Source organism: Kibdelosporangium aridum, from assembly GCF_900176515.1.
Classification (GTDB): domain Bacteria; phylum Actinomycetota; class Actinomycetes; order Mycobacteriales; family Pseudonocardiaceae; genus Kibdelosporangium; species Kibdelosporangium aridum.
Genome location: NZ_FWXV01000006.1, coordinates 281,619 through 303,527, shown reverse-complemented (window position 1 = coordinate 303,527; position 21,909 = coordinate 281,619). Strand labels below are relative to the sequence as shown.

At 66.0% G+C, this 21,909-nt stretch carries 19 protein-coding genes; 11 read left to right on the top strand and 8 right to left on the bottom strand.

Translation table 11 applies throughout. The features are described 5' to 3' along the window. The first annotated feature begins 325 nt into the window (after positions 1-325). Complete coding sequence (locus B9C43_RS60220) at positions 326-562, top strand: helix-turn-helix domain-containing protein (protein WP_200825783.1); 237 nt, start codon at positions 326-328, stop codon at positions 560-562. After that, on the top strand, positions 507-710 hold the full coding sequence (locus tag B9C43_RS60215; protein WP_407657137.1) for a helix-turn-helix domain-containing protein: 204 nt from the start codon (positions 507-509) through the stop codon (positions 708-710). The genes B9C43_RS60220 and B9C43_RS60215 overlap by 56 nt, the downstream gene beginning before the upstream one ends. On the opposite strand, the gene B9C43_RS31895 is transcribed toward B9C43_RS60215, so the two are convergent. From B9C43_RS31895 to B9C43_RS31885, 3 genes are read right to left on the bottom strand one after another with little or no spacing between them, the layout of a single operon-like run. Next, complete coding sequence (locus B9C43_RS31895; protein ID WP_235038966.1) at positions 693-1,466, bottom strand: MFS transporter; 774 nt, start codon at positions 1,464-1,466, stop codon at positions 693-695. The two genes, B9C43_RS60215 and B9C43_RS31895, sit on opposite strands and share 18 nt — an antisense overlap. Continuing rightward, entirely contained in the window at positions 1,430-2,299 is an 870-nt protein-coding gene (locus B9C43_RS31890; RefSeq protein WP_084430793.1) for an MFS transporter, read from the bottom strand. The genes B9C43_RS31895 and B9C43_RS31890 overlap by 37 nt, the downstream gene beginning before the upstream one ends. Positions 2,300-2,308: 9 nt before the next feature. Then, entirely contained in the window at positions 2,309-2,818 is a 510-nt protein-coding gene (locus tag B9C43_RS31885) for a DUF1269 domain-containing protein (RefSeq protein WP_033380515.1), read from the bottom strand. A 967-nt stretch (positions 2,819-3,785) separates the two neighbouring features. Between B9C43_RS31885 and B9C43_RS31880 the strand changes: the two genes are divergently transcribed. Then, positions 3,786-4,139, top strand: a complete 354-nt coding sequence (locus B9C43_RS31880) for a hypothetical protein (protein WP_084430571.1) — start codon at positions 3,786-3,788, stop codon at positions 4,137-4,139. After that, positions 4,136-4,855: an MgtC/SapB family protein gene (locus tag B9C43_RS31875; RefSeq protein WP_033380517.1), complete on the top strand. Its 720-nt coding sequence runs from the start codon at positions 4,136-4,138 to the stop codon at positions 4,853-4,855. The genes B9C43_RS31880 and B9C43_RS31875 overlap by 4 nt, the downstream gene beginning before the upstream one ends. A gap of 26 nt (positions 4,856-4,881) precedes the next feature. Here B9C43_RS31875 and B9C43_RS31870 read toward each other — a convergent pair whose 3' ends face one another. Next, entirely contained in the window at positions 4,882-7,512 is a 2,631-nt protein-coding gene (locus B9C43_RS31870) for a winged helix-turn-helix domain-containing protein (RefSeq protein ID WP_160096826.1), read from the bottom strand. Positions 7,513-7,578: 66 nt separating this feature from the next. Then, the gene (locus B9C43_RS31865; protein ID WP_160096824.1) at positions 7,579-10,287 is read right to left on the bottom strand and encodes a winged helix-turn-helix domain-containing protein; all 2,709 of its coding nucleotides are present in this window, start codon (positions 10,285-10,287) and stop codon (positions 7,579-7,581) included. Between the two features lie 143 nt (positions 10,288-10,430). Between B9C43_RS31865 and B9C43_RS31860 the strand changes: the two genes are divergently transcribed. Together B9C43_RS31860 and B9C43_RS31855 are read left to right on the top strand one after the other, a co-directional pair. After that, positions 10,431-10,853: a DUF7144 family membrane protein gene (locus tag B9C43_RS31860; protein WP_051894842.1), complete on the top strand. Its 423-nt coding sequence runs from the start codon at positions 10,431-10,433 to the stop codon at positions 10,851-10,853. Positions 10,854-10,898: 45 nt separating this feature from the next. Continuing rightward, positions 10,899-11,132 (top strand): hypothetical protein, encoded by a 234-nt coding sequence (locus B9C43_RS31855; RefSeq protein WP_033380518.1) that lies wholly within the window; start codon positions 10,899-10,901, stop codon positions 11,130-11,132. Positions 11,133-11,286: 154 nt separating this feature from the next. On the opposite strand, the gene B9C43_RS31850 is transcribed toward B9C43_RS31855, so the two are convergent. Continuing rightward, a complete protein-coding gene (locus tag B9C43_RS31850; RefSeq protein ID WP_084430568.1) occupies positions 11,287-11,736 on the bottom strand; it encodes a hypothetical protein in 450 nt (149 codons plus the stop codon). 563 nt (positions 11,737-12,299) lie between these two features. Continuing rightward, positions 12,300-12,530 carry a hypothetical protein gene (locus B9C43_RS31845; protein ID WP_084430567.1) on the bottom strand — a complete coding sequence of 77 codons (231 nt, stop codon included), beginning with the start codon at positions 12,528-12,530 and terminating at the stop codon, positions 12,300-12,302. Positions 12,531-13,080: 550 nt separating this feature from the next. Here B9C43_RS31845 and B9C43_RS31840 point away from each other — a divergent pair. The 3 genes from B9C43_RS31840 to B9C43_RS31830 all read left to right on the top strand — a co-directional run bounded on the left by B9C43_RS31840 (position 13,081) and on the right by B9C43_RS31830 (position 18,385). Continuing rightward, positions 13,081-15,450, top strand: a complete 2,370-nt coding sequence (locus B9C43_RS31840; protein ID WP_084430566.1) for a GtrA family protein — start codon at positions 13,081-13,083, stop codon at positions 15,448-15,450. A 101-nt stretch (positions 15,451-15,551) separates the two neighbouring features. Further along, on the top strand, positions 15,552-17,024 hold the full coding sequence (locus B9C43_RS31835; RefSeq protein WP_160096822.1) for an ArnT family glycosyltransferase: 1,473 nt from the start codon (positions 15,552-15,554) through the stop codon (positions 17,022-17,024). Next, positions 17,021-18,385 carry an alkaline phosphatase family protein gene (locus B9C43_RS31830; protein ID WP_084430564.1) on the top strand — a complete coding sequence of 455 codons (1,365 nt, stop codon included), beginning with the start codon at positions 17,021-17,023 and terminating at the stop codon, positions 18,383-18,385. Before B9C43_RS31835 ends, B9C43_RS31830 begins: the two co-directional genes overlap by 4 nt. Before the next feature lie 14 nt (positions 18,386-18,399). On the opposite strand, the gene B9C43_RS31825 is transcribed toward B9C43_RS31830, so the two are convergent. Beyond that, positions 18,400-19,635 (bottom strand): RNA-guided endonuclease InsQ/TnpB family protein, encoded by a 1,236-nt coding sequence (locus B9C43_RS31825; protein ID WP_327223668.1) that lies wholly within the window; start codon positions 19,633-19,635, stop codon positions 18,400-18,402. Positions 19,636-19,742: 107 nt separating this feature from the next. On the opposite strand from B9C43_RS31825, the gene B9C43_RS31820 reads away from it, so the two are divergent. Further along, positions 19,743-20,750: a hypothetical protein gene (locus tag B9C43_RS31820; RefSeq protein ID WP_084430562.1), complete on the top strand. Its 1,008-nt coding sequence runs from the start codon at positions 19,743-19,745 to the stop codon at positions 20,748-20,750. After that, the gene (locus B9C43_RS31815) at positions 20,747-21,811 is read left to right on the top strand and encodes an endo-1,3-alpha-glucanase family glycosylhydrolase (protein ID WP_084430561.1); all 1,065 of its coding nucleotides are present in this window, start codon (positions 20,747-20,749) and stop codon (positions 21,809-21,811) included. Before B9C43_RS31820 ends, B9C43_RS31815 begins: the two co-directional genes overlap by 4 nt. Positions 21,812-21,909 lie beyond the last annotated feature (98 nt).

The following is a 21,909-nucleotide window of genomic DNA, read 5'->3' as shown; positions in this document are numbered from 1 at the left end:
TCGCGGTGCTGGCGGTCCCCAGCACCAGCGCGGCGATACTGGCCGCCGCGGCAAGAGCAGAAAGAATACGTTTCACGCGATTCTCCTTCTGTAAGGTTGAGACAGATCCGATGCATGGAAAAATCAGAGCGGAAGTGGGGATCCCCTCGGCGACCTGAACGCGGTGCTTCGAAATTCTTGCCGTCTAGGTATCCCGTACTCGGCCATGCCTTGAGGGCGCCCGCCAGAAAAGAGGCCGTTGACGCGGCCCCGAGGGGCAAGGTGAACAGGCAGGTGACTCGGAGGGAAGCCCCTGACCGCGCAGGGACGAGCCAAACGTGAAGCGGTGCGGTTGCAGGCGGCCGAACTGTTCGCCAGTGGCGTCAGTCCGGTGGAGGTGGCCGACTGGCTACGGGTGTCGGCGAAGTCGGCGTATGCATGGCGGCGGGACTGGGTGCACGGGAACCGCGGCGCTGGTCTCGCGCGGTGCGGCGGGTGGGCCGGGCAAGCTGACCGCCCAGCAGTTGGTGCGGTTGCGGTCCGCATTGGACGCTGGGCCTGCGGTGCATGGCTGGAGCGATGATCAGCACTGGACGCTGGCGCAGGTGGCACAGTTGATCCGGACGCTGTTTCGGGTCTCCTATACCCCACGGGGTGTGTCCCATCTGTTGCACCGGCTGGGTTGGAGTCCGCCGGGCCCCTGTGCATGTTTCTTAGCGGTCCGGTACTGAGTGCAGTCGTGGCCGGCGAGGCAGACGCATGGCCAACGCCATGCCGATGAGCGCCAACACGCCCATGGCAAGGACCGCGGCCCGCAATCCATCCACTCGCGCCGCGGCATTGATCCGGACGAGTTCGTCGGCCGCAGGACCGGTAATCCCCTTGTCCGCCAACACGGCCACGGCTTGGGCGTCACTCACCGCAGCGGCCTGCAGTCCGGACTCGACAGTCTGTGTCACCACAGACTTCTGCTGGCCGGTCAGGACCTGGCTGTCGCGCACACCCGCCGCGAACGAACTGAGCAGCACCCCGAGCAACACCACACCACCGAGCGCGACTCCCACCGACTGGCCGAGATAGGACACGCTGCGAGACAGCCCGGCGACATCGCTGACGTTGTCCGGCCGAGCGGAGGACTGCACCAGGTCCGGCAACATGGCACACGCACCAAGGCCAAGCCCGGCAAGCACAAGGCCCGGCGCGAGATCCAACCCCGAGATGCCCGGTCCCAGCATGAGCGCGACCTGAACAGCACCACCCGCGATCGCGAGAAAACCGACGACGATGATCGACTTGTGTGTCGCCCGGCGCGCGCCGACCAGAGCGGAAAACGCTGCCGCCGCAACGATGAGCGTGGCCGTGGCCGGCAGGAGTGTGAGGCCACTCCGCAACGCGTCATAGTCCAGAGTGGTCTGAACGAACACCGGAACAAGGAACAGAACTCCCGCCGTCACCAAGAACTGCACAGCCAGGCACCACGAGCCCACCCGCGTCGTACGGTCACGCAGCACGTCGATCCGGACGAGCGGTTCCTGCCCCGCACGACGCGGCGATGTTCCCACCACCCGAACGCGACCAGCGTGCACAGGCCCGCCACGCCAAGCCACACCGTCGGCGCCACACCACCCTTCACGATGACTGTCCGTCCAAAAAGGATGAGATCGTCACGAGCGGCGAACACGCCGTACCGGCCGGCAGCCAGGGTAGCCGCCACGACCAACCCAAACCCAAGCGCCGACAACACCGCGCCCAGAACGTCGAAAGCACGCCCGGGTCGCGGACCACGCTGCTCGACAACCCGGCGCATGAGCAGAACCACCAGCAGCGTGACGACTGTCTCCATCAGAAACGACACCCGCCAGGTCAGGAACCTCGTGATCACCCCACCGACGATCGGGCCAAGCGCCGCGCCGACCCCGGCCATCACCCCGATCAGAGCCAACGCCTTCGTACGCGTGGCAGCATCGAACCTCGCAGTCGCGATCGACAGAATTGCGGGAAAGACCAATGCCGCGCCCACTCCTTCGAGCAGGGACCAGCCCAAGAGCATCACGGGCAGGTTCGGGCTCAGCGCGGTGACGACGGCACCGGTGCCGTATATCACCGCACCGGCCATGAACACCCGGACATACCCGTGCCGACTGCCGAGTTTGCTGCCGCTGATCATCAGGGCGGCCATCACCAGTGCGTAGAGCGAGATGGCCGACTGGACACCGGTGAGCGTGGTCCCGAGATCCTTGACGATGTCGGACAACGCGACATTCATCGCGGTCGAGTCGTAGGCCATCAGCAGTTGCTGGGTGGCCAGCGCGAACAGCATCGCCGCGGATCACTTCAACGGCGGATCTGGTTCCTCGGCAAACGCCGCGCGCAAGGCTTCCTCCTGCTCGTTGGACAGGTTGGTGAACAGCAACTCCGGCCTGCCCTGACCGGCCATCGCCTCCTTGATCTTGTCCAGTACGGCATCCGAGCTGTACAGGAACAACGCCGACGTGCCCGGGGTGACCTCCTCACGAACCCGGGCGATCAGCCGGTCGTCGATACCGACATCGGAGAACACACCCACCAGCGCGCCGGTCGCCGCCCCGATCGCCGCTCCGAGCAGAGGCACGAAGAAGATCACCCCGAACAGCATCCCCCAGAACATCCCGCCGAGGGCACCTCGGCCGGCGAGGTTGCGCAACTGCTTCGTCTTCGGCTTCTTCGCGCCTTCCGCCCACGACACGATCGCCGCGTCGTGGAGCGTGATCAGACTCGACGCGGCCAAGGACTCGAGGGTACGCACCGCCTGGTTCGCGCCGCCGGGAGTGTCGAACCGCCAGATGGTCAACGTGGCCATTGTCGTCTCCTCTTGCCGCCACATTCCTTGGGGCACCTGAGTGTGCGCGGACCCGCCGGGCCGGACATCACCTCACGAAGGTGGGATGACTGGCTTGTCTGGCCGCGCAAAGCAGACGGATTCCAGTGCCTCAACCCGGCCGGCACCACCCCACTCCGGCGATCTCATCCTCAGCGGGTGAGGCTCGTGCCCAGTCACGAGGCACGTTGGGGCCGAGGAACCTACAGCGAACCTGGACCCTCGCCAAGCCCAGTTTCCCTTACGGGACAAACACTCTCCCCACAGCCAGCCCGGTGTCACCAAAAGATCGTGCAACAGCCGGGCGAGAGGCCGAGAGCATGGCTTCTTGTAGCGCTCGTGATGCCAGTCACAGACTGGAGAAGCAGCACTCTCTTTCCATACGACAATCGAGAAATTCCGACCATGAAAAGTTTGATGACGCGGTCGAAGGTTATGGCCGGTCTGACCGTGTTGATGTGCGTTTCTTCAGCTGGGTTCCGTCACTACTGCGGCGGGCGGCGGGCGAGTGCGGTGGCGAGGCTGAGCGATGAGCGCTGTGTTGAGCACTGGGTTCATCGGGTCCTGGGCACGCAGCTGGGTCTTCTGGTCTGTCGACATGTCCGGCTTGTGTGCGCACGCCCCTGAGGTGAAGGGGAGTAGCCGATATGAGTATGCACATTGTTCGTGACCCGTCGGGGTTGCGCGCCCGGTGGATGGTGGACCCCGACGACCCGGCGGGGCGGCGGATGATCGCCGTGTGGACGCGCCCGGTGTCCGAGCCTGAAGTACGTCAAGATCACCACGAGCTTGAACCTCGGCAACGGGCTCAGCGTCCTGGTGGCCGGCGGCATGCTGCCGTTCCTGCCGATGTTGCCCATCCAGCTGATGATCCAGAACCTGCTTTACGACACCGCGCAGCTCGCGCTGCCGTGGGATCGGGTCGACTCCGATTACGCGCGCCGGTGGGATGCTGGGGGACCTGACCCGGTTCATGCTCACCTTCAGCCCGCTGTCCTCGCTGTTCGACCTGGCCACCTTCGCCGCACTGTGGTGGGCCTCGGGCACCGACAGCCCAGGCGAGCGAGCCGCGTTCCAGGAGGGTTGGTTCACCGAAGGCCTGCTCTCCCTGGTGTTGATCGTCTTGGTACTGCGCACCCGCCAGATGAAGATGCCCCCGGTTTGCGGTGTCCCGGCCAGTCGTGGCCGCCGCTGTAACTTCGCCGGGGGCGGTCGTGGTTGTGCGCTCCTTCCTGTGGCGGGGTTTCGGGCCAGCCAGGGTCGTGATCGTGACAGTCCACACAGGAGGATGACGCGGGCATGACGACCGTCGAGATGGCGCTGCGCGTCGGTGCCGGTGTCGGGCTCGGCGCGGTGATCGGTATCGAACGCCAGTTCCGGACCTGGGTGGCCGGGCTGCGCACCAACGCCCTCGTTGCGGTGGGCTCCACCCTGTTCGCGCTGCTGTCTGCCTATGGCTTCGGGGACGTCGGTTCCGGCTCGGCGGACCCTACGCGGATCGCGGCGCAGATCGTGTCCGGGATCGGGTTCCTCGGCGCGGGGGTGATCCTGCGCGACGGGCTGAGCGTGCGCGGCGTGAACACCGCCGCCACCCTGTGGTGCTCCGCCGCGGTCGGTGCCCTGGCCGGCGCCGGGTTGTATCAGGTCGCCACGATCGGCACTGTGGTGGTGATCGCGGTCAACGTCGCGCTGCGCGCGGCCGGGCGCGCGCTGGATCGGAGACCGAACACCGGGGACGACCAACCCACCTCGTACGCCTTCCTCGCCGTAACCAAGGACTACGCCGAAGCCCACGTCCGCGCCCTGCTGGTGCAAGCCTTGACCCGCACCGACTTCCGGCTGCTGTCCGTGTCCAGCACGAACAGCACCATCGACGGCTACGCCGAGGTCCGCGCCGAACTGGCCGGAGACCAACGCGACGACAAACAGATGGAATCCGTCGTCAGCCGCCTGTCGCTCGAACCGTCCGTGATCAGAATCCGCTGGCAGGTCCACACCCCCAGCGAGGCAGACGAATGACCCTGCTGCGTTCTTCCCGTGACCGGTTAGATCAAGCCGAGTTCGCGGGCCGCGACCACAGCCGCGCGGCGGTTGCTCACGCCGAGTTTCATGTAAACCGAGCGCACATGCGTCTTCACCGTGTTCACGGACAAGGTGAGATCCGACGCGATCTCGTCGAGCGAGCACTGTGACGGCAGTTGGGTCAGTACGGCCTGCTCACGCCGGGTCAGGACACCACGTGCGCACACGACACCCAAACCGGTGACCGCTTCGCAGACCCGGCTGGCGAAGTCGTCCAGCGGCCCGAAGCCGCCCTGTTGATCAGCCAGCAGCCGCCGCACCATCGGCCCGGCTTCGCCGAACGGCCGGATCAACCGCACCGGCTCGGCAAGCGCCAGTGCGGTCTGGAGCGCACATCGCGCCTGGGTCCGCCGCCCCGCGCGAAGCGCGATCGCCGTCTCCAACAGCAGAGCCGCGACGCGAGTGATAGGACACAACTCGGGCCGGGCACCGTCCAAGGCACTGCACAGCGCCCCGGACGCACCAGCCCGCCCGGTCGCGACCAGCCACCACGCTTCCAGCAGGGACAACTCGGCCGTGTCGCCGATCCGGCCCCGCGTCCAATCGAAGATCTCCCGTGCGTGGGCATACTGCCCGAGCATGAGCGCGCAACGATGCTCCAGGACCGCGACTGTGGCGGCTAGTTCCGGCAGCAGGACAACGTTACCGAGCTGCCGGCGCGCCTGCCTCATCCGGTGCAACCCGGTCGAGCGGTCGCCCGCGTCGAATCGGGCGACCCCTTCGACGAAGCCGATCATGAACCGCAGTCTCGGCTCGGACGCCACACGGTTCACCCGCTCGGCTTGCGCCGCGTAGCGCCTCGATGCAGCCGGATCGAGTTGCAGCAGGCGTGCGAAGGCGAGTATCAGGTAGTCGGTCGCCAGCCAGGGCGACCGGCACCAGCCTCGCCCGCTCGCGAGGCTGATCGCCGCCGCCGACGCCTCAGCCATCGCGACATAGTCACCGTCCAGAGCGCAAGCCACGCCGAGGACTGTCTGGCATTGCACGACAAGGTGATCGAAGCCATTCCCGCTGGCGAGCCGGAGAGCTTCCCGCAGTTCTCGCCGGGCGGTCCCCAGGTCTGCGAAATACAGTGAAGTCCAGCCGACAGCCATTCGCGCCCAAGCCTCGAGCCCAGCGCCCATGGACGGCAACCCACCTGGATACTCCGCCGTCATCAACGCGGCCGGGGGTTTGCCCCGGACGAGCGCGAGATGGGCTCCCACGAGCCAGCGGAGCAACGCCATGTCGGTGCTGCATCTGGATGGCCAGATGGCGTGGCTGCGAGCGAAATCCGTCTCCGCCGCGGTCAGCTCTCCGCCTGCGAGGTGCGCGAACGCGGATATCAGGGCAAGCGAAGGATCCTCCGCGATCATGTCGGGGCCGGCCAGCGCCAACGCCTGGGTGACGTCATGGTGCTCGCCGGTGACCAGCAACATGACGGCATGCCGGCGCAGGAGGGCCACGACCATGGCCCGATCCCCGGCCTGTCCGGCGTGGTCGAGCGCTTCCAGCACCCGTTGTTCGGAAGCGAACCATGTCGCGGCGATACGGTGCAGCTCGGCGGTCCGCTCCGGATGCTGCCGGTCGAAGTCGGCGCGCAGGTAAGAGCGCAGCAATGTGTGGATCCGATACCGCTGCCCGCGCACGTCGACACTCGTCACCAGCGAACTCTCACGCTCCAGCACATCCAGGAGCACGCCGGCGTCGTCCAGCCCGGACAGCGTCGCCGCCAGGGGTGGCGACACCTCGTCGCAGATACTGATCACCCGCAGGAACTGCCTGGTCCGCCTCGGCAGACGAGTCAACACCTCGCCGAGGAGGTAGTCGGCCACGGATCGGTCGTCGGCAGCGAAGTCCGCGAGGAACTCGTCGCGGTCGGCCGCGTCTCGCAGCGAAAGGGCGGCCAGCCGCAGCCCAGCCGCCCATCCCTCGGTCTGGTCGACGAGCAGCCGCAACTGCTCGTCCTCGAGTTCGACCCCCACGGCACGGAGCATTGCCGCGGCGTCGTCGCGACAGAACCGCAACCGGTTCGCCCGGATCTCGGCCAGATTGCCCTGCGCGCGCAATCGGGCCAACGGGAGCGGAGGGTCGAGCCGGGTGGACAGCACCAGCCGAAGTCCCTTGGGCACATATCGAATGAGCGTCTCGAGGCCGCGCAGCGTCCGCGGCGTCACGATCTCGTGCACGTCGTCCAGCACCAGTCGCAGCGGACTGTCCAGCGCATCGAGGGCGTCGACGATTTCGGCGAGAAAACCCGGTTCGTCGGCCACTGCCGGTGGGGCGAGGTCCCGTAGCGGGTTGTCGTCGGGCACACATTCGGCCATGGCGCTGAGCACAGCCGACCAGAACCGGCTGGCATCGTTGTCGTCGCGATCGAGGGATACCCAAGCCGCGGGGCCGGCCGTGACCCAATCCGCGAGTGCGAGCGTCTTTCCATAACCGGCCGGCGCACATACGACAATGACCGGGACTTCCCCTGCCTGGTCGAGCAAGTGCCGCAACGGCTCTCGCCGGACGAAGCTGACCGGCACCCGCGGTATCGCGATCTTGGTGCGTGGGACACACCCCGGCGTACACCCGGGCAGCTCACCATCTCGAGCGGTCTGCCTCATCCACTCGAAAGTAATTCGCCGAATCCGTGGACATACCGCCATTGGTTCCCAATCCCCGGACATGCGCTAGTGGGAGGCTCTCGGACCGGGGATCCACCGCGTTGCTTCGAGAAGTCCCTGGTCGACGGCGACCGCGAGGGCGTCGCGGCGGGTACCCACGCCGAGTTTCGTGTAGATCGCCCGCACATGTGTCTTGACTGTGTTCGGCGATACCGTCAGATCCTGCGCGATCTCCGCGAACGAACGCTGTGTCGGCAGCAGGCGCAACACGCCGCGTTCTCGCTCGGTCAGCGATACCGGCGGCGCCGACGTGGTGTCGATCGAACTCCGGACGACGAGTACACGACTCGCGAACTCATCGACCGCACCGAGCCTGCCCACCTGTCGGGCGAGCAGCGCCATCACCTCGGGCGCGGCATACACGACCGGATACAGCGCCTCCATCGGCGCGGCGATCGACAATGCTGTCCGCAGTGCGCGGCGCGCTTGAGAGGCCTGTGCGGTGCGGAGCGCGATCTCCGCCTTGAGCAACCACGCCTCGACGGTCGACCACGGGAGCGCCGGGCGGACAGAGCCGTCCAGCAACGGCTTGAGAACAGTCCGGGCAGAACCGTGCCGATGCAGCGCCAACTGACCGCGGGCACGGACCAGCAGCACTTCGCCCGAAGCCGGAATCAGCTCTTTCGCCCAGCGCACCACGGCATTGGCGACGCCGCTCCACCCGAGCAGCGTCGCAGCCCTGTGTTCCAAGACGACGGCGAGCGCGACGTCGTCCGGTGCGAAGTGGCCACCTACCGCGTTCAGCCTGGCTTCGCGCATCTGCCGCAGTCCTGCCGCACGATCACCGGTGTCGAACTGGGCGGCGCCTCGCAGGGTGCGCATGAGGAAGCTCAGGCTTTGGCTCGGCATTGGAACCCCGGTGTCGAACAGCCCAGCTGCCCGAGCCGTCTGGCGCAGGCATTCAGCGGGTTCCGCCCTCAGGAATGCGCCGTACGCGAGCAGCAGACGCGCCCACATGCCTGCCGTCCTCGCGGGCAATCCGCCCGCGATCCGTGCGTCGACCGACGTTGCCAGGTCGCTCATCAGCCGGAAGTCGCCTTCGGCTGCGGCGATGCGACCGAGGATCGTCAGACATTGCGCTGATAGGTACTCGTAGCCGTTGTCCCGTGCGATCGCGAGTGCGGCGTGCATCCGTTCACACGCCCGGGCCCGATTCGCAGCGGCCAGCAACGCCGTGCCCTGGTGCAGCTTTGCCAGCGCGTCGACGGCCGGCACGTTCCCGGCGGTCGAACCGGGACTCTCCGTGATCCGCGCCATGTCGGCGAACTGGGCGAGGCACGAACGGACGAACTGCCGCAAGGATTTGAGCTCGGGTGTCTCGTCTGCCGGCGGAAGTGCTTCGGCGCGCGCCAGATCAGCCGACGCCGCAGCCGGCTCGCCGGACTCCAGGTGCAACAACGCAGAGATCAGTGCCGCCCACGGCTCGTCGACGGTCGATTCGTCGCCCAGCACAGCGAGAGCACGGCGCAACACCACGTGCTCGCCAGACAAGATCAGCGGCAGTGCGTTGCGCCGGAGCAGGGCGCCGACGCGCTCGCAGTCCCCTGCAAGACAGGCGTGCGCGATCGCCTGCGCCGGGCAATGGTGCGCCGCGAGCCAGTCGGCTGCGTTACCGTGCAATGTCGCGGCACGATTGGGAGCTTGCCGCTGGAGTTCGGTGTACAGGTGCGAGCGGAGCAACGCATGTACGCGGTACCAACGTCGTCCGGTCCCAGTGCTGACGACCAATGTGGTCTCGCGCTCGAGACGGCAGAGCATCTCACCGGCGTCGGCCCGGCCGGACACCGCCGCGGCCAGCGAGGCCGACACCTCCTCGCATCCGCTGATCGCACACAGGAAATCCCGCGTCGCATCCGGGAAACAAGACAGGACCTCGTCGACCAGGTAGCCTGCCACGACCCGGTCGACCGCGGCAGGATCGGCCAGGAACCGCTCCTGGGCATCGGTTTCGTTCAGTGCCTGGGCGACCAGCCGCAAAGCGGCCGCCCATCCCTCGGTGTGCCGCACGAGTTGCTGTATCTGTACCGTGGACAGCCGAACGCCGGCTGTCCCGAGCAGGGCATCGGATTCGTCCATTGTGAACTTCAGCTTGTCGGCGCATACTTCCCGCAGTTGGCCCGACAATCGCAACCGCGTCAGCGGAAGCCGGGGACCGAACCTGGTCAGCAACACCAGCCTGAGCCCGGCCGGCTGGAAGCGAATGAGCGTTTCCAAGCCTTGCAACGGTTCCGCGGCCGTGAGCTCGTGCATGTCATCGAGTACCAGTCGCACAGGTGACGGCAGGTCGTCCAGCACGTCGACGATCTCGGCGAGAAAACCAGGATCGCTGCTCGGCCGGGCAGGCAATGTCAACTCCTGCAACGGGTTGCCGGCACGAACACCAGGGCAGGCATCCAGCGCGGCCAGCACAGCCGACCAGAAACGCCGGTCGTCGTTGTCATCGGAGTCCAACGACACCCACGCCGTCGCCGACGAGTGTCCTCGCTGGATCCATTCCGCCAGCAGCAGCGTCTTGCCGAAACCCGCGGGAGCCTGGACCAGAGTGACCGCGCAGTCCTCCGCTCGATCCAGCTCTGTCCACAACCGAGAACGGGAGACCAACCGCGCCGGCAGTTCCGGCACGACGATCTTGGTCCGCGGCATCCTCGGCCGTACCCCACCTGATCGTGCCTCCGGCATCCCCGCTGCCTTCCAGCGTAGGAATGTGCGTGCCATCAGTCTCTCACCACACTGCCGCGAACGGGACGGGGCCACTCGGCGATCCATCTCACCTCGTGCGGGCGAAGCGGACCCCGTCCGCACCGGCGAAGGTGATCCCGGTGCCGGTGACATCTCCGGCGGTGGCGCAAGGAGGAAAGATGGGTGTGCACAGTCGCTCGACATGGTCGGGCTGGATCGGTTTCGCCGCGATCATCTTGATCATTACCGGGTTCTTCACCGCGATCGAGGGCATCGTCGCCCTGTTCCGGAACCAGTACTACATCCTCAGCAGCAGCGGCCTCCTGGTGTTCGACATGACCACGTGGGGCTGGATCCACCTCATTGTCGGCGTGTGCGCGGTCCTCGCCGGACTCTCGTTGTTCACTGGTGCCGCGTGGGCTCGCGTCGTCGCGGTCCTCCTGGTCAGCTTCAACGCCGTCAGTCAACTGGCCTTCATGGCCGCCCATCCCATCTGGACGACGATTGTCATCGCTCTGGACATACTGGTCATCTGGGCCGTCGCCGTCCATGGCGGAGTCGTCCGGGACGAGGGAACAGGCATCATCGGCGAACGGAACTGACCGCCCGCCGCACATCAATCATCCCTCCCTGAGGAGATGGCACCCATGTCACAGACACGCTACGAGTTCCGCGTGGCTGGGCACGTGTCGGAACGAGCCAGACACGCCTTCGACGAGTTTGGTGAAATGCACATCGTTCCCGCCGCACCCGAAACAATCATCTACGGTGATGTGGTCGACGACTCGCACTTGCACGGGATTCTGGCGATGTTCCAGAACCTCGGACTCCACGTCGTCTCGATGCACACCGTACCCGACCCACCACAGAACACGCCATGACTTCCGCCTGAAGCCCCATGAGGACTGAGGTGGCGAGTTTCGTTGATTGGCCGATTGTGGACAAGCCTTGACGTCAGCGGAAGCCGCGGCACCGCTGCACTGACTGCGGGGTCGCGGCCTTCCCGATGAATCTGCTGAATCTGCGAGAAGAGGGTCAGCGGCAGTTGATACTGACCGGCCAGCTCTCTTTACGATCCATGTGGGAATCCTCGCCACGGCGTGCGTAGTACATGGCTACTGTCCGGTACCGGCCTGACTCGCACCGAACTTCGGCCTCGGCCTCCTCCTCGGTAACGTCCATCTTCAGGTCGAAATCAATCGCGATGTTCATCCATTCGTTGTCGTATTTCTGCAGCCACATCTGCACCCCGAACACGTCCGCCCGGTCGGAGCAGTTGGCTTCGGCTTCCGCGCGCACACTTTCCACAGCACCTATGCCCTCTAGCTCCGGGGGATCCGCCCGGAGCTCGCACTGAAACCGCGACAGCGCCTCAGCGGTCCCGGCGACCGCCTCCGTGGCGGAGGCAGCCCCGGACAGGAATCCGGACATGAAGAGCGTCACACCTGCCACGGCCACCGAGCGCCGAACAATTGAATTCGCCATAACAGCCCTTCCCAACGTATCAAGAAATGGAAAACGAAACCCATGTGCTGGCGCCACGGTGGTTACTGGACGTCCCAAGCAGGACGTACCGAACCTTGCCGTTCACGGTCGTCTCGGTGAAGGCCGGGCCACCGCTGGCCTCGGGGCGGATGCCAGCGTCCTGGTAGGGCGAGTGTCGCCCGAGGCGACCAGACTGATGGGCCTGATGAACACCGGGTGTTCGAGCGTGAGCAGGGCGATGTCCGCGTTGCGGGCATCGCTGATGCCCCTGGGATGACGCTCGGTCCGAATCACCTTGACGCTGAAGTCGGTGAAGGGTGAGGGCAGTCCAAGGAATTGCCGGGTCGTACCTCGGCGCCTCCCGCGATCGACGAGGCGCTGCCTGCTGGAAACACGACAACGGCGAGCACACAGCTCAGCACAACACCAAAACTCCATACATCGGGTGAACAAGTGCCTTCTCGCCTTCAGCGGGACCGAAATGGTATTCCTGACCGATTGCCGACATGCCACGGCTTTCTCGTCACCACCCAAGCGTCCGTTGTGGACAGCGAGCGGCGGGGTCAGCGGCAGAAGATCTGGACGGCTTCGCTCTCGTGACGTTCGCTGTCGGTGTCCGTGCCTTCGCTTGCGAAGTGCACGGATACCGCCCGGTATCGGCCTCGCTGGCACTGGACTTCGGCGATGGCCACCGCCTGGTAAGCGTCCTGATTCCGGTCGCGGCCTTCCGCGACATTCCTCCATTCGCCGTCCTCGAATTTCTCCAGGTGTACCCGCACCCTGACCACGTCCACCCGACGACCACAGGTGGTGGACGCGCGCGCTCCTACAGTGTCGTCGTCCCGCGACGGGGTTTCCACGTAGGTGCTACACCGCAACTGTTGCACCGCTGCATCCGTCCCAGTGACCGTTTCCCCGGCAGAGGCGGACCCGGACAGAAGCCCAGACGCAAAGAGTGCCGCGCCTGCCACAGCCAGCGAGCGACGGGCAATTGAATTCGTCATGACAGTTCTCCCGGGTATCACGAAAGAGAAGAATGATCACACTGGGCACCCAGTGTGATATCAAGACACAAGCGACCGCAAGTAGCCTCCTTTCCGGCCCCGCAACCGATAGCGAGACGAGGCCAAGCGAATGGCCACCTGTTCTTTTCAATCCTCGACCAGCAGACTGTCTCCGAGTCAAGCACTGAAGGGAAAGCAAAGACGAGTTCCGCAACCGTAAAGAAAGGTCGGATGGAAATCTCGACCAAGCTCGTAACAGCGGGACAGTCCGACTGCTTGCGCTTCGCCTTTCCCTCGTCGAGCTGGTTGCCGGTCCGCGCGAGGGGGCGAAAGGGATGCCGTGCAGAACAACACGAAAAATATAAGCAAGGTCGATCCGGGCATTAAGCCACTCGATATCAGACCGGCATGGAAAAGCCAGCCGCCCGAGATCAGCGTCATCATTCCGGCCCGCACCAAAACCGACAATCTCGCCACCGTGTTTCGGCAACTTTCCGAAGAGCATTCCGGACCGTCGATGGAAATCCTTCTCGTCGATGACAGCGACGACGGCGCCGGAGATGTCGTGCTTTCCCTGGCCGCGCTGTCCCCCGTCCCGATGCGGCTGATCCATCGCGGGCCGGGCGAGCGGCACGGTGGGTTCGGTGGCGCGGTGCTCGCCGGTCTGGCGCAGGCGCGCGGCATGTGGGCCGTGGTGATGGATGGCGACCTGCGGCACCCGCCGGTACTCGCGCCCCGGCTGGCCGAGATCGGCCGATCACGGGACGTGGACGTGGTGATAGCCACGTCGCGGCACCTGGTGTCCGTTCTGTCCACCGCTGTCGCCAAGGCCGCCTTCCCGCGTCGGCTCGGCCAGCCGAGCGACCCGCTGAGCGGCTTCTTCGCCGTCCGCCGTGCCGCGCTCGACCTCGACCGGTTGCGGTCGGCCGGGTTCAAGATCCTGATGGAGATCCTGGTCCGGCACCCGGGTCTCCGCACAGTAGAGGTCCCATTCCCCACGCAGCCGCGGCAGGCCGGGCGCCGCAAGGCCTCGCTGCGCGAAGGCATGACGTTCGTGCGGCACCTGGTCCGACTGCGAACGTCGCTGTCGAACCGCCGCGCGATCTCATCCCCGAAGAAATGGCTGGTGCATGCGGGGGCATTCGGACTGGTCGGACTGTCCGGGCTACTGGTCAACACGGCCGTGCTGTGGTTGCTGCACGACCACCTGCTGGACCTGCCCTACCTGCTGGCCGCCGCACTGGCCACCGAGGCGTCCACAACCTGGCTGTTCGTGCTCACCGAGACGCTCGTCTACCGACGCGTGAAACCAGGCACGACGGCCTCCCGGGCAGTCCGGTTCTTCCTGCTCAACCATGCGTTGCTGGCATTGCGGCTGCCGATACTCGCACTGCTCGTGGACGGCCTCGGGCTGGGCGTGCTGCTGTCCAACGCGATCACCCTCGGCCTGCTGTTCTCGGTGCGGCTTGTGGCGACCGACTCGGCGATCTACCGCAGAGCCCAACCGGTGGCCGGAGAATCCGCGCGCGAAGCCATTCGGGTCGTCGTCGATGTCGCGTCCTCCGCCAGTGCCTCAACGGGTGTCACCCTGAAGCGCTCCTCCGACCTGGCACGGTACCTGCCATACCGCTACTGCGTTCCGAACGTGGCGACAATCGGCTCGCAAGTGCGGCTCGCGGAACTCGACTACTTCCGCGCGCAGTGGCTCGACAACAACACCGAGATCCAGATCAGAGTCGGCCCGGTCGGCAGCAGGCGCCCATTGCCGCGCGCTGTCATCACCCAGTTCACCTGCCCACCCGCGATCGAGTACGCCGAGCACCTCGGCCGGTTCGGCGCCAACTTCCAGATCTCGCTCGGCGAGAAGATCGAGGTGGTCGTTTCCCCCAGCCTCGGCCGGTCGCCGCACGTGGTCTACACGAACATCCTCGAGGCGCTGCTGCGGTTCGTCACGGTGTCGCGCGGCGCGATGCTGCTGCACTCGGCATGCCTGGAACTCGACGGTGTCGGCGTGCTGATCTCCGCCAGAACCGACACCGGCAAGACCGGCACCGTGCTCCGGCTGGTCCGGGAGCACAGCGCGAAGTTCCTCTCCGACGACATGATCGTGCTGCACGGTGACGGCCGGGTCGACTGCTTCCCCAAGCCACTGACGATCAGCCACCACACCCTGCGCGCGGTGCGGTCCGACGAACTGACCCGCCGAGAGTGGCGGCGGTTGTGGCTGCAGAGCCTGCTGCACTCACGGCAAGGCCGCCAGCTCGGGCTGAGCCTCAGCCACCTCAACGTGCCGATCATGGGCACGAACGCGCTCACCCAGCGGATCGTTCCGCCGCCGAAGTACGCGCTGGACCGGCTGATGCCCTGCCAGATCGTGCCGGAGACCAAGCTGGCCGAGCTGTTCGTGATCGAGCGGGGAGCGCACGCCGTCGGTGACATGTCACCGCGCGACGCGATGAGCGCGCTGCTCACCAACACCGAGGACGCCTACCAGTTCCCGCCGTTCCACCAGCTGGCACCGTCCATTGTGATCGGTGAGGACGACCACTTGGCGCTGCGGGAGAAGGAACGCGAGATCCTGGCCGCCGCTCTGCGCCGGATCAGGGCACGGTCGCTGGCCACACCCGACTTCAGCTGGGCGGACGAGATCCCCAGGCTGCTGGTCCCGCGCCCGACCGACGACTGGTTCTCGCCCCGCCGGTATGCGTGATGGGTGTACCGGCGACGCCGGACACGGCGGCCAGTGCCGCCGTGGGTCCGCGGTATCAATGGCCGACGCGAGCGCACTCGCGCGGTGGCACGGTGCCGGCAATGGTGCTCATCATGGGAGCCGGTGGCTTCCTACGCGTGTGGGCACTGGGCGAAGTCGGCTTCAACAGCGACGAGGCCGTCTACGCCGGGCAGGCCGCCGCGCTGGCCGGTGATCCCACGCTGACCGGGCTGTTCCCGGTCTTCCGAGCGCATCCGTTGCTGTTCCAGGCAATGCTGTCGCTCGGGTTCTCCGTCTGGGTGAGCGACACCGGTGCCCGGCTGCTGTCCGCCACCTTCGGACTGTCCACAGTGGTCGCTGTGTACCTGCTCGGCAAGCTGCTGTACGGCCGGAAAACCGGTCTGGCAGCGGCGTTCTTCCTGGCAGTCATGCCCTACCACGTGGTGGTCACCCGCCAGGTACTGCTCGACGGGCCCGAGACATTCTTCGCGGTGGTCGTCTTGTACTGCACAGCACGGTTCTGCGCCGAGCGGACCCCGCGATGGCTCTATTCCGCTGCCGCCGTCATGGGGCTCACCCTGCTGACCAAGGAGAGCGCCGCCATCCTGGTGCTCGCGCTGCTCGTGTTCTTCGTGCTCCACCAGGAGTTGCGCATCCGGCCACGCGACCTGCTGGTCGCGCTCGTCATCCTGACCGCGGTTGTCGTCGCGTACCCGCTGTCGCTCAGCTTGTCCGGCCGGACCAGTACCGGGCAGAACTACTTGGTGTGGCAGCTGTTCCGGCCCGCCAACCATGGGATCTCGTTCTACGGCGAGACCATGTCCCCGGCGGTCGGACCAGCCGTGATCGTGCTCGCGGCCGGCGGCCTCTGGCTGCTGCGCAGGCAAAGCACCTGGCGTGAATGGCTGTTGGTCTGCTGGATGGTCGTACCACTCGTGTTCTTCCATCTGTGGCCGGTAAAGGGATACCAGTACCTCTTGCCAATCGTTCCCGTCTTGGCAGTGCTGGCGGCGCGAACAGTGGTCCATGTGGCTGTGCCCAGGCTGTCGGACCGCCGTCCAGCCGCGGCCCGCTGGGCCCGGGCTACCGTCGTCCTCGCTGTCGGCGCAAGCCTGGCGGTGCCGGCTTGGCTGGCCGTGAACCCGGCACCGAGCACCACGTTCCTGGCCGGTTCCGGCGGTGTGCCAGCAGGCAGGGAGGCGGGCAGGTGGATCGAGGCCAACCTGCCCCAGGGAAGCCGGTTGATGACGGTCGGCCCGTCGATGGCGAACCTGGTGCGATTCTACGGGCATCGTACGGCCTTCGCGTTGTCTGTGAGCCCTAACCCGTTGTCCCGCAATCCGTCCTACGAGCCGATCGACAACCCGGACCGGGAACTGCGCAATGGCGACCTGCAGTACGTGGTGTGGGACGCGTTCTCGGCCAGCCGGGCGCCGTTCTTCGGCGATCGGTTGATGCGCTATGTGCACAAGTACAACGGTGTGGCCGTCCACACCGAAACGGTCGAAGTGGCCGGGGCCGACGGCCGGACCACACCGAAACCCGTGATCATCATCTATGAGGTGCGACCATGATCAGGCGCTTGGCAAACGTACTGACGGTGCTCGTCATCCTGGCCACGGTGGCCGGGCCGGCCACTGCCGAGCCGGCGCGCGCCACCAGCACGCCGATCAAGCACTTCGTCGTGCTCATGCAGTCCGGCCACTCCTTCGACAACTACTTCGGCACCTACCCCGGCGCGGACGGCATTCCCGCCGGCACGTGTATGCGATTGAGCAAGGACAAACCCAGCACGGACGGCTGCGTCCGTCCGTTCCGGCTGGGCGCCGAGTCGCCGGACCACCTTGATCACGGCCCGACCACTCAGCGCGCTCAGTACGCGGAGGGCAGGATGGACGGTTTCGTCTCGGCATATCGGGAAAGGGGCCTCGACGGCGCCAATGCGATGGGCTACTACGACGCGAATGACCTGCCCTACTACTGGAACGTCGCCCAGAAGTACACGCTCTTCGACCGGTTCTTCAGCTCCGCGAGCACCGGCAGCCGCCGCAACCGTTTCTACTGGGTCGCCGGCGTGCCTACACCGGGCAGCAGCGAACGCGTACCGCCAGGCGGCTACGGCGACATCCCGACGATCTTCGACCGGCTCGAACAGGCCGGTGTGCCGTGGAAGTTCTACGTGGAGAACTACGACCCGAAGATCACCTTCCGCGCCCCCGGCAGCGGGCCGAAGGCGGGACAGCCGACCAGGGTGCCACTGCTGAACTACGCCCGATTCCTCGACGATCCTAAGCTGTCCGGCAAGATCGTCGACCTGACCCAGTACTACACGGACCTGCGTGACGGCACGCTGCCCGCGGTGGCCTACGTCGCGTCGTCGGGGTCGAGTGAGAACCCGCCGAGCCGAGTGCGGGCCGGACAGGCCCTCGTCCGCAAGATGACCGCGAGACTGGCGAAGAGCCGCTACTGGTCGAGTTCGGCGTTCATGTGGACCTACGACAGCTGGGGCGGCTGGTACGACCACGTCCCACCGCCCAAAGTGGACAACGACGGCCTCGGCTTCCGGGTGCCCGCCCTGCTGGTCAGCGCCTACTCCCGGCGTGGGCACATCGAGCACACGCAACTCGATCACACCGCGGTGCTCAAGTTCATCGAGGACAACTGGCGTGTGGCACCGCTGGGCGAACGGGACGCCCGCTCGGCGGGGATCAACGGGGCGTTCGACTTCGCCTCGCCGCCAAGGCCGCCAGAGCTGCTCGGCACCGATCGCTCCACCGCACCGCCGGCGCCCGCCCCGGCGACGGTTGTCTACCTCAGCTACGGCGGCGCGGTGGTGCTCGCACTGCTGAGTTGCTTCTGCGTCGCGCCCATTGGCCGATGGCTTACCCGCAGGCGGCAGTCTGCTGCTGATGCTGGGGAGGGTGTCCAACGTTGACTTCCTCCCCACGCCTAAAAGCGGGGGATTCCAACCCTCGCGGGTTGGGTTTCCTGCTTCACGGGCGACCGCCTCACCGACTGTTGCCGGGTTGGTCTTACACCGCCTCCACAGGCAGCAACCGCCAGCCCGGCGGCCAGGATGGTGCGTGTCGCGTTCACATCACGGTCATGGACTGCCCCGCACCCGGGGCAGGTCCACTCCCGGACGCCCAACGGCAGACTGTCGAGCAGCAGCCCGCAGTCCGAGCAGGTCTTGCTGGACGGAAACCACTGGTCGATCGCGATCACGGTCCGGCCGTACCATTCCGCCTTGTACTCCAGCATGGAACGGAGCTCCGACCAGGAGGCATCGGAGATAGCGCGTGCCAGGCTGTGCTTGCGCAGCATGCCGGACACGTTCAAATCCTCGATCACGATCGTTTGGTTCTCACGAACGAGCCGAGTGGTCAGCTTGTGCAGGTGATCCCGCCTGCGGTCGGTGATACGGGCGTGGATGCGGGCGACTTTGCGGCGTGCCTTGCCGCGGTTGGCCGACCCTGCGGTCTTCTTCGCCAGGCGCCGTTGCGCTCTGGCCAGCCGGGCGCGCTCGCGCTGCTCGTGTTTCGGGTTGGTGATCTTCCCCTGGGAGTCTGTGAGCCCGTCGATGGGACGGGACAGGGTGAGCAGCGATGTGATGCCGGTGTCCACGCCGACCGCAGTATCAGTAGTGGCGTGGTGGTCAACGCCGGTCTGGACAAGGATCGACACGAACCAGCGGCCCGCCGTATCGCGCGACACCGTGACCGTCGACGGCTCCGCCCCCTCTGGCAGCGGACGGGACCACACAATCGCCAAAGGTTCGGTCATCTTCGCCAGCATCAGGTGACCATCGCGCCAGCGGAACGCCGAACGGGTGTACTCCGCCGAAGCGCGGGACTTCTTGCGGGACTTGAACCTGGGGTACCGGGCTCGCTTGTCGAAGAAGTTTACGAACGCTGCCTGGAGATGTCGCAGGCACTGTTGCAGCGGCACCGAGGACACCTCGGACAAAAACGCCAGCTCGTCCGTTTTCTTCCACTCGGTCAACAGGGCCGAGGTCTCGACGTAGTTCACCCGGCGTTGCTCGCTGTACCACGCCTCAGTACGAGCCTGAAGCGCCTTGTTGTAGACCAGACGCACGCAACCGAACGTGCGCAGCAACTCCTGTTGTTGCTGCTCGGTTGGGTAGAAGCGGTACTTGTATGCCCGCTTCACCAGCGTCCTACCCACAGTTCACACGTTGGCAAGTCGATCTGTGAAGCCGATCATCGGGTCAGCCCTGAGATCGGCTTCCTCCCCACGGCTAAAGCCCGGGGGCTCCGCCGAATGGAGATACGATGATGGTCAGATCGATCGGTGCCATCATGCTTGCGACCGTCCTCATGGTTGGCTTCCCATCGACAGTCCTGGCGGACCGATCGCCGTCATGGAACATCCTCGAAGTGGTCACCGTGCCGCCGTTGCCGTCCGCAAAGTTCACATTGGACGGTAAACCGCTCACGACCGACGAAAAAGGTGTGGCGCGCGCGACCGTGCGGCGCAGCCGGGAAAAGCACCAACTGCGATTGCTCACGCCGCACCTGGACATACCCGACGGATCCGCCGACTTCGTCCGGTGGGCCGGGCGTGGTAACACCGACCAGGCATTCACCCCGTCCCTGGATTCCCTCGTGATCGGGCGCAAAACCCGGATCCAGGCCACGTTCCAGACCATCCGAACCGTTCGCTACGGCTTCGTCGACCAGGCTCGCCGGCCGGTCGCGCCAGACCGGATCACCTCGCTGACCATCCGCAGTGACTCCGGTCAGCACCTGACCCTGGAGGGTGTCCGGCCGGTCCGGCTGACCGCGGTGCGGCCAGTTCTGGAAGCCGGTTCCGCGGTCGGCAAAGAGGTGACTTACTACGTGCAAAGCGTCGTGATCGACGGCACGAATGTGGTCAACGCCGGGGAACAGCGGCTTGTCCCCAACCGAACGGCTGACACCAGGTTCGTGGTGCTGCTGCGGTCCGTGCGATTCCAGATCCGCGACTGGTTGTTCGGCCACCGGGTCGTCACCGGGATCGAACTGACCTATCCGGACGGTCGCGCCGGACGGTTCACCTCCGGCCTGGACGGCGACGTGTCGATGGAGAACCTCGCCCGGGGCATCTACCAGGTCAAGACCTCCGGGCCCGGTTACTCGCAGGCTCAAGAGATCGCGTTGTCCCGCAGCCAGTATGTCGAGCTCCGCGTGATGACCTATGTGGACATGGCGACTCTGGCCGTCGCCACGTTGACGACGCTGTCCGTGCTCGTCTTGGTGGGCAGACGGCGGCTGCGCAAGCGATCGGGGGCGGCCGCGTGATACGACTGTCCGCCCTGCTGGCCGTCCTGATCTCGGTTCTGCTACCCCAGTCGGCAGCAGGCGGGAATGCCGGCCCGCCAGTGCTGGCGTACTACTACATCTGGTACAACGAAAACTCGTGGAACCGGGCGAAGACGGACTATCCCCTTCTGGGCCGCTACTCCAGCGACGACGCCGACATCATGCGCAGGCACATCCGGGCGGCCAAGAGCGTCGGCATCACCGGGTTCATCGTCAGCTGGAAGTCCACTCCCACGCTGGATCGCAGACTGGCGACACTGACGGGCGTCGCGCGGACGGAGGACTTCAAGCTCTCGATCATCTACCAGGGACTGGACTTCGACCGCAACCCGCTGCCCACCGAGCGGGTGGCCACCGACCTGCTGCGGTTCGAGGAGCGCCACGCGGCCGACCCGGTGTTCGCCGTGTTCGGCAAGCCGCTCGTGATCTGGTCGGGGACTTGGAAGTTCTCCCTCGAGGACATTGCCCGCGCCGCCGGGCCGGTGCGGGACAGGCTGCTGGTCCTCGGGTCGGAAAAGAGTCCCGCGGGCTACGAGCGCATCGCGTCCGCAGTGGACGGTAACGCGTACTACTGGTCCTCCGTCGACCCTCGACGCGACAAGCGCGCAGCAGCCAAGCTCACTGCCATGAGCACGGCCGTGCACCGGCACAACGGGCTGTGGATCGCACCGTTCGCACCAGGATTCGACGCACGCCTCATCGACGGCAAGCGCGTGGTCGACCGGCGGGACGGCGAGACGCTGCGACGCCAGTACGCGGCCGCGATCAACTCGTCCCCGGACGCCCTCGGTCTGATCAGCTGGAACGAGTTCAGCGAGAACTCCCATATCGAACCCAGCATCGCCCACGGCGACCGCTACCTCGACGTCCTGCGAGACATCACACGCACACCCACGCCCACCCTCAACCCGCTGGCGGCAGACTCCAGCAGCACGGACAATCCAGGCAGATCCCCGATCGGCCTGGCCGTGACGAGTGGCACCCTTCTACTCACCATCCTGCTCATCCTGCTGATCCGGCGCCGACACAGTCGGCCTTAGTGTGGGCATCCGTGGCTGCATCAGTACATGCCAGAAAACGCCCAGCGGTTTGACTGGCAATGCGACGGAAGTTACTCGGCCACTTCGATCACATTCAA

What these genes read in the sequence shown, in the direction of transcription:
- B9C43_RS31865 (WP_160096824.1), bottom strand. Translation starts at nt 10,287, where the DNA reads ATGGCACGCACATTCCTACGCTGGAAGGCAGCGGGGATGCCGGAGGCA.
- B9C43_RS31855 (WP_033380518.1), top strand. Translation starts at nt 10,899, where the DNA reads ATGTCACAGACACGCTACGAGTTCCGCGTGGCTGGGCACGTGTCGGAA.
- B9C43_RS31850 (WP_084430568.1), bottom strand. Translation starts at nt 11,736, where the DNA reads ATGGCGAATTCAATTGTTCGGCGCTCGGTGGCCGTGGCAGGTGTGACG.
- B9C43_RS31880 (WP_084430571.1), top strand. Translation starts at nt 3,786, where the DNA reads ATGCTGGGGGACCTGACCCGGTTCATGCTCACCTTCAGCCCGCTGTCC.
- B9C43_RS31835 (WP_160096822.1), top strand. Translation starts at nt 15,552, where the DNA reads ATGGTGCTCATCATGGGAGCCGGTGGCTTCCTACGCGTGTGGGCACTG.
- B9C43_RS31830 (WP_084430564.1), top strand. Translation starts at nt 17,021, where the DNA reads ATGATCAGGCGCTTGGCAAACGTACTGACGGTGCTCGTCATCCTGGCC.
- B9C43_RS31820 (WP_084430562.1), top strand. Translation starts at nt 19,743, where the DNA reads ATGATGGTCAGATCGATCGGTGCCATCATGCTTGCGACCGTCCTCATG.
- B9C43_RS31885 (WP_033380515.1), bottom strand. Translation starts at nt 2,818, where the DNA reads ATGGCCACGTTGACCATCTGGCGGTTCGACACTCCCGGCGGCGCGAAC.
- B9C43_RS31890 (WP_084430793.1), bottom strand. Translation starts at nt 2,299, where the DNA reads ATGCTGTTCGCGCTGGCCACCCAGCAACTGCTGATGGCCTACGACTCG.
- B9C43_RS31870 (WP_160096826.1), bottom strand. Translation starts at nt 7,512, where the DNA reads ATGAGGCAGACCGCTCGAGATGGTGAGCTGCCCGGGTGTACGCCGGGG.
- B9C43_RS31860 (WP_051894842.1), top strand. Translation starts at nt 10,431, where the DNA reads ATGGGTGTGCACAGTCGCTCGACATGGTCGGGCTGGATCGGTTTCGCC.
- B9C43_RS31875 (WP_033380517.1), top strand. Translation starts at nt 4,136, where the DNA reads ATGACGACCGTCGAGATGGCGCTGCGCGTCGGTGCCGGTGTCGGGCTC.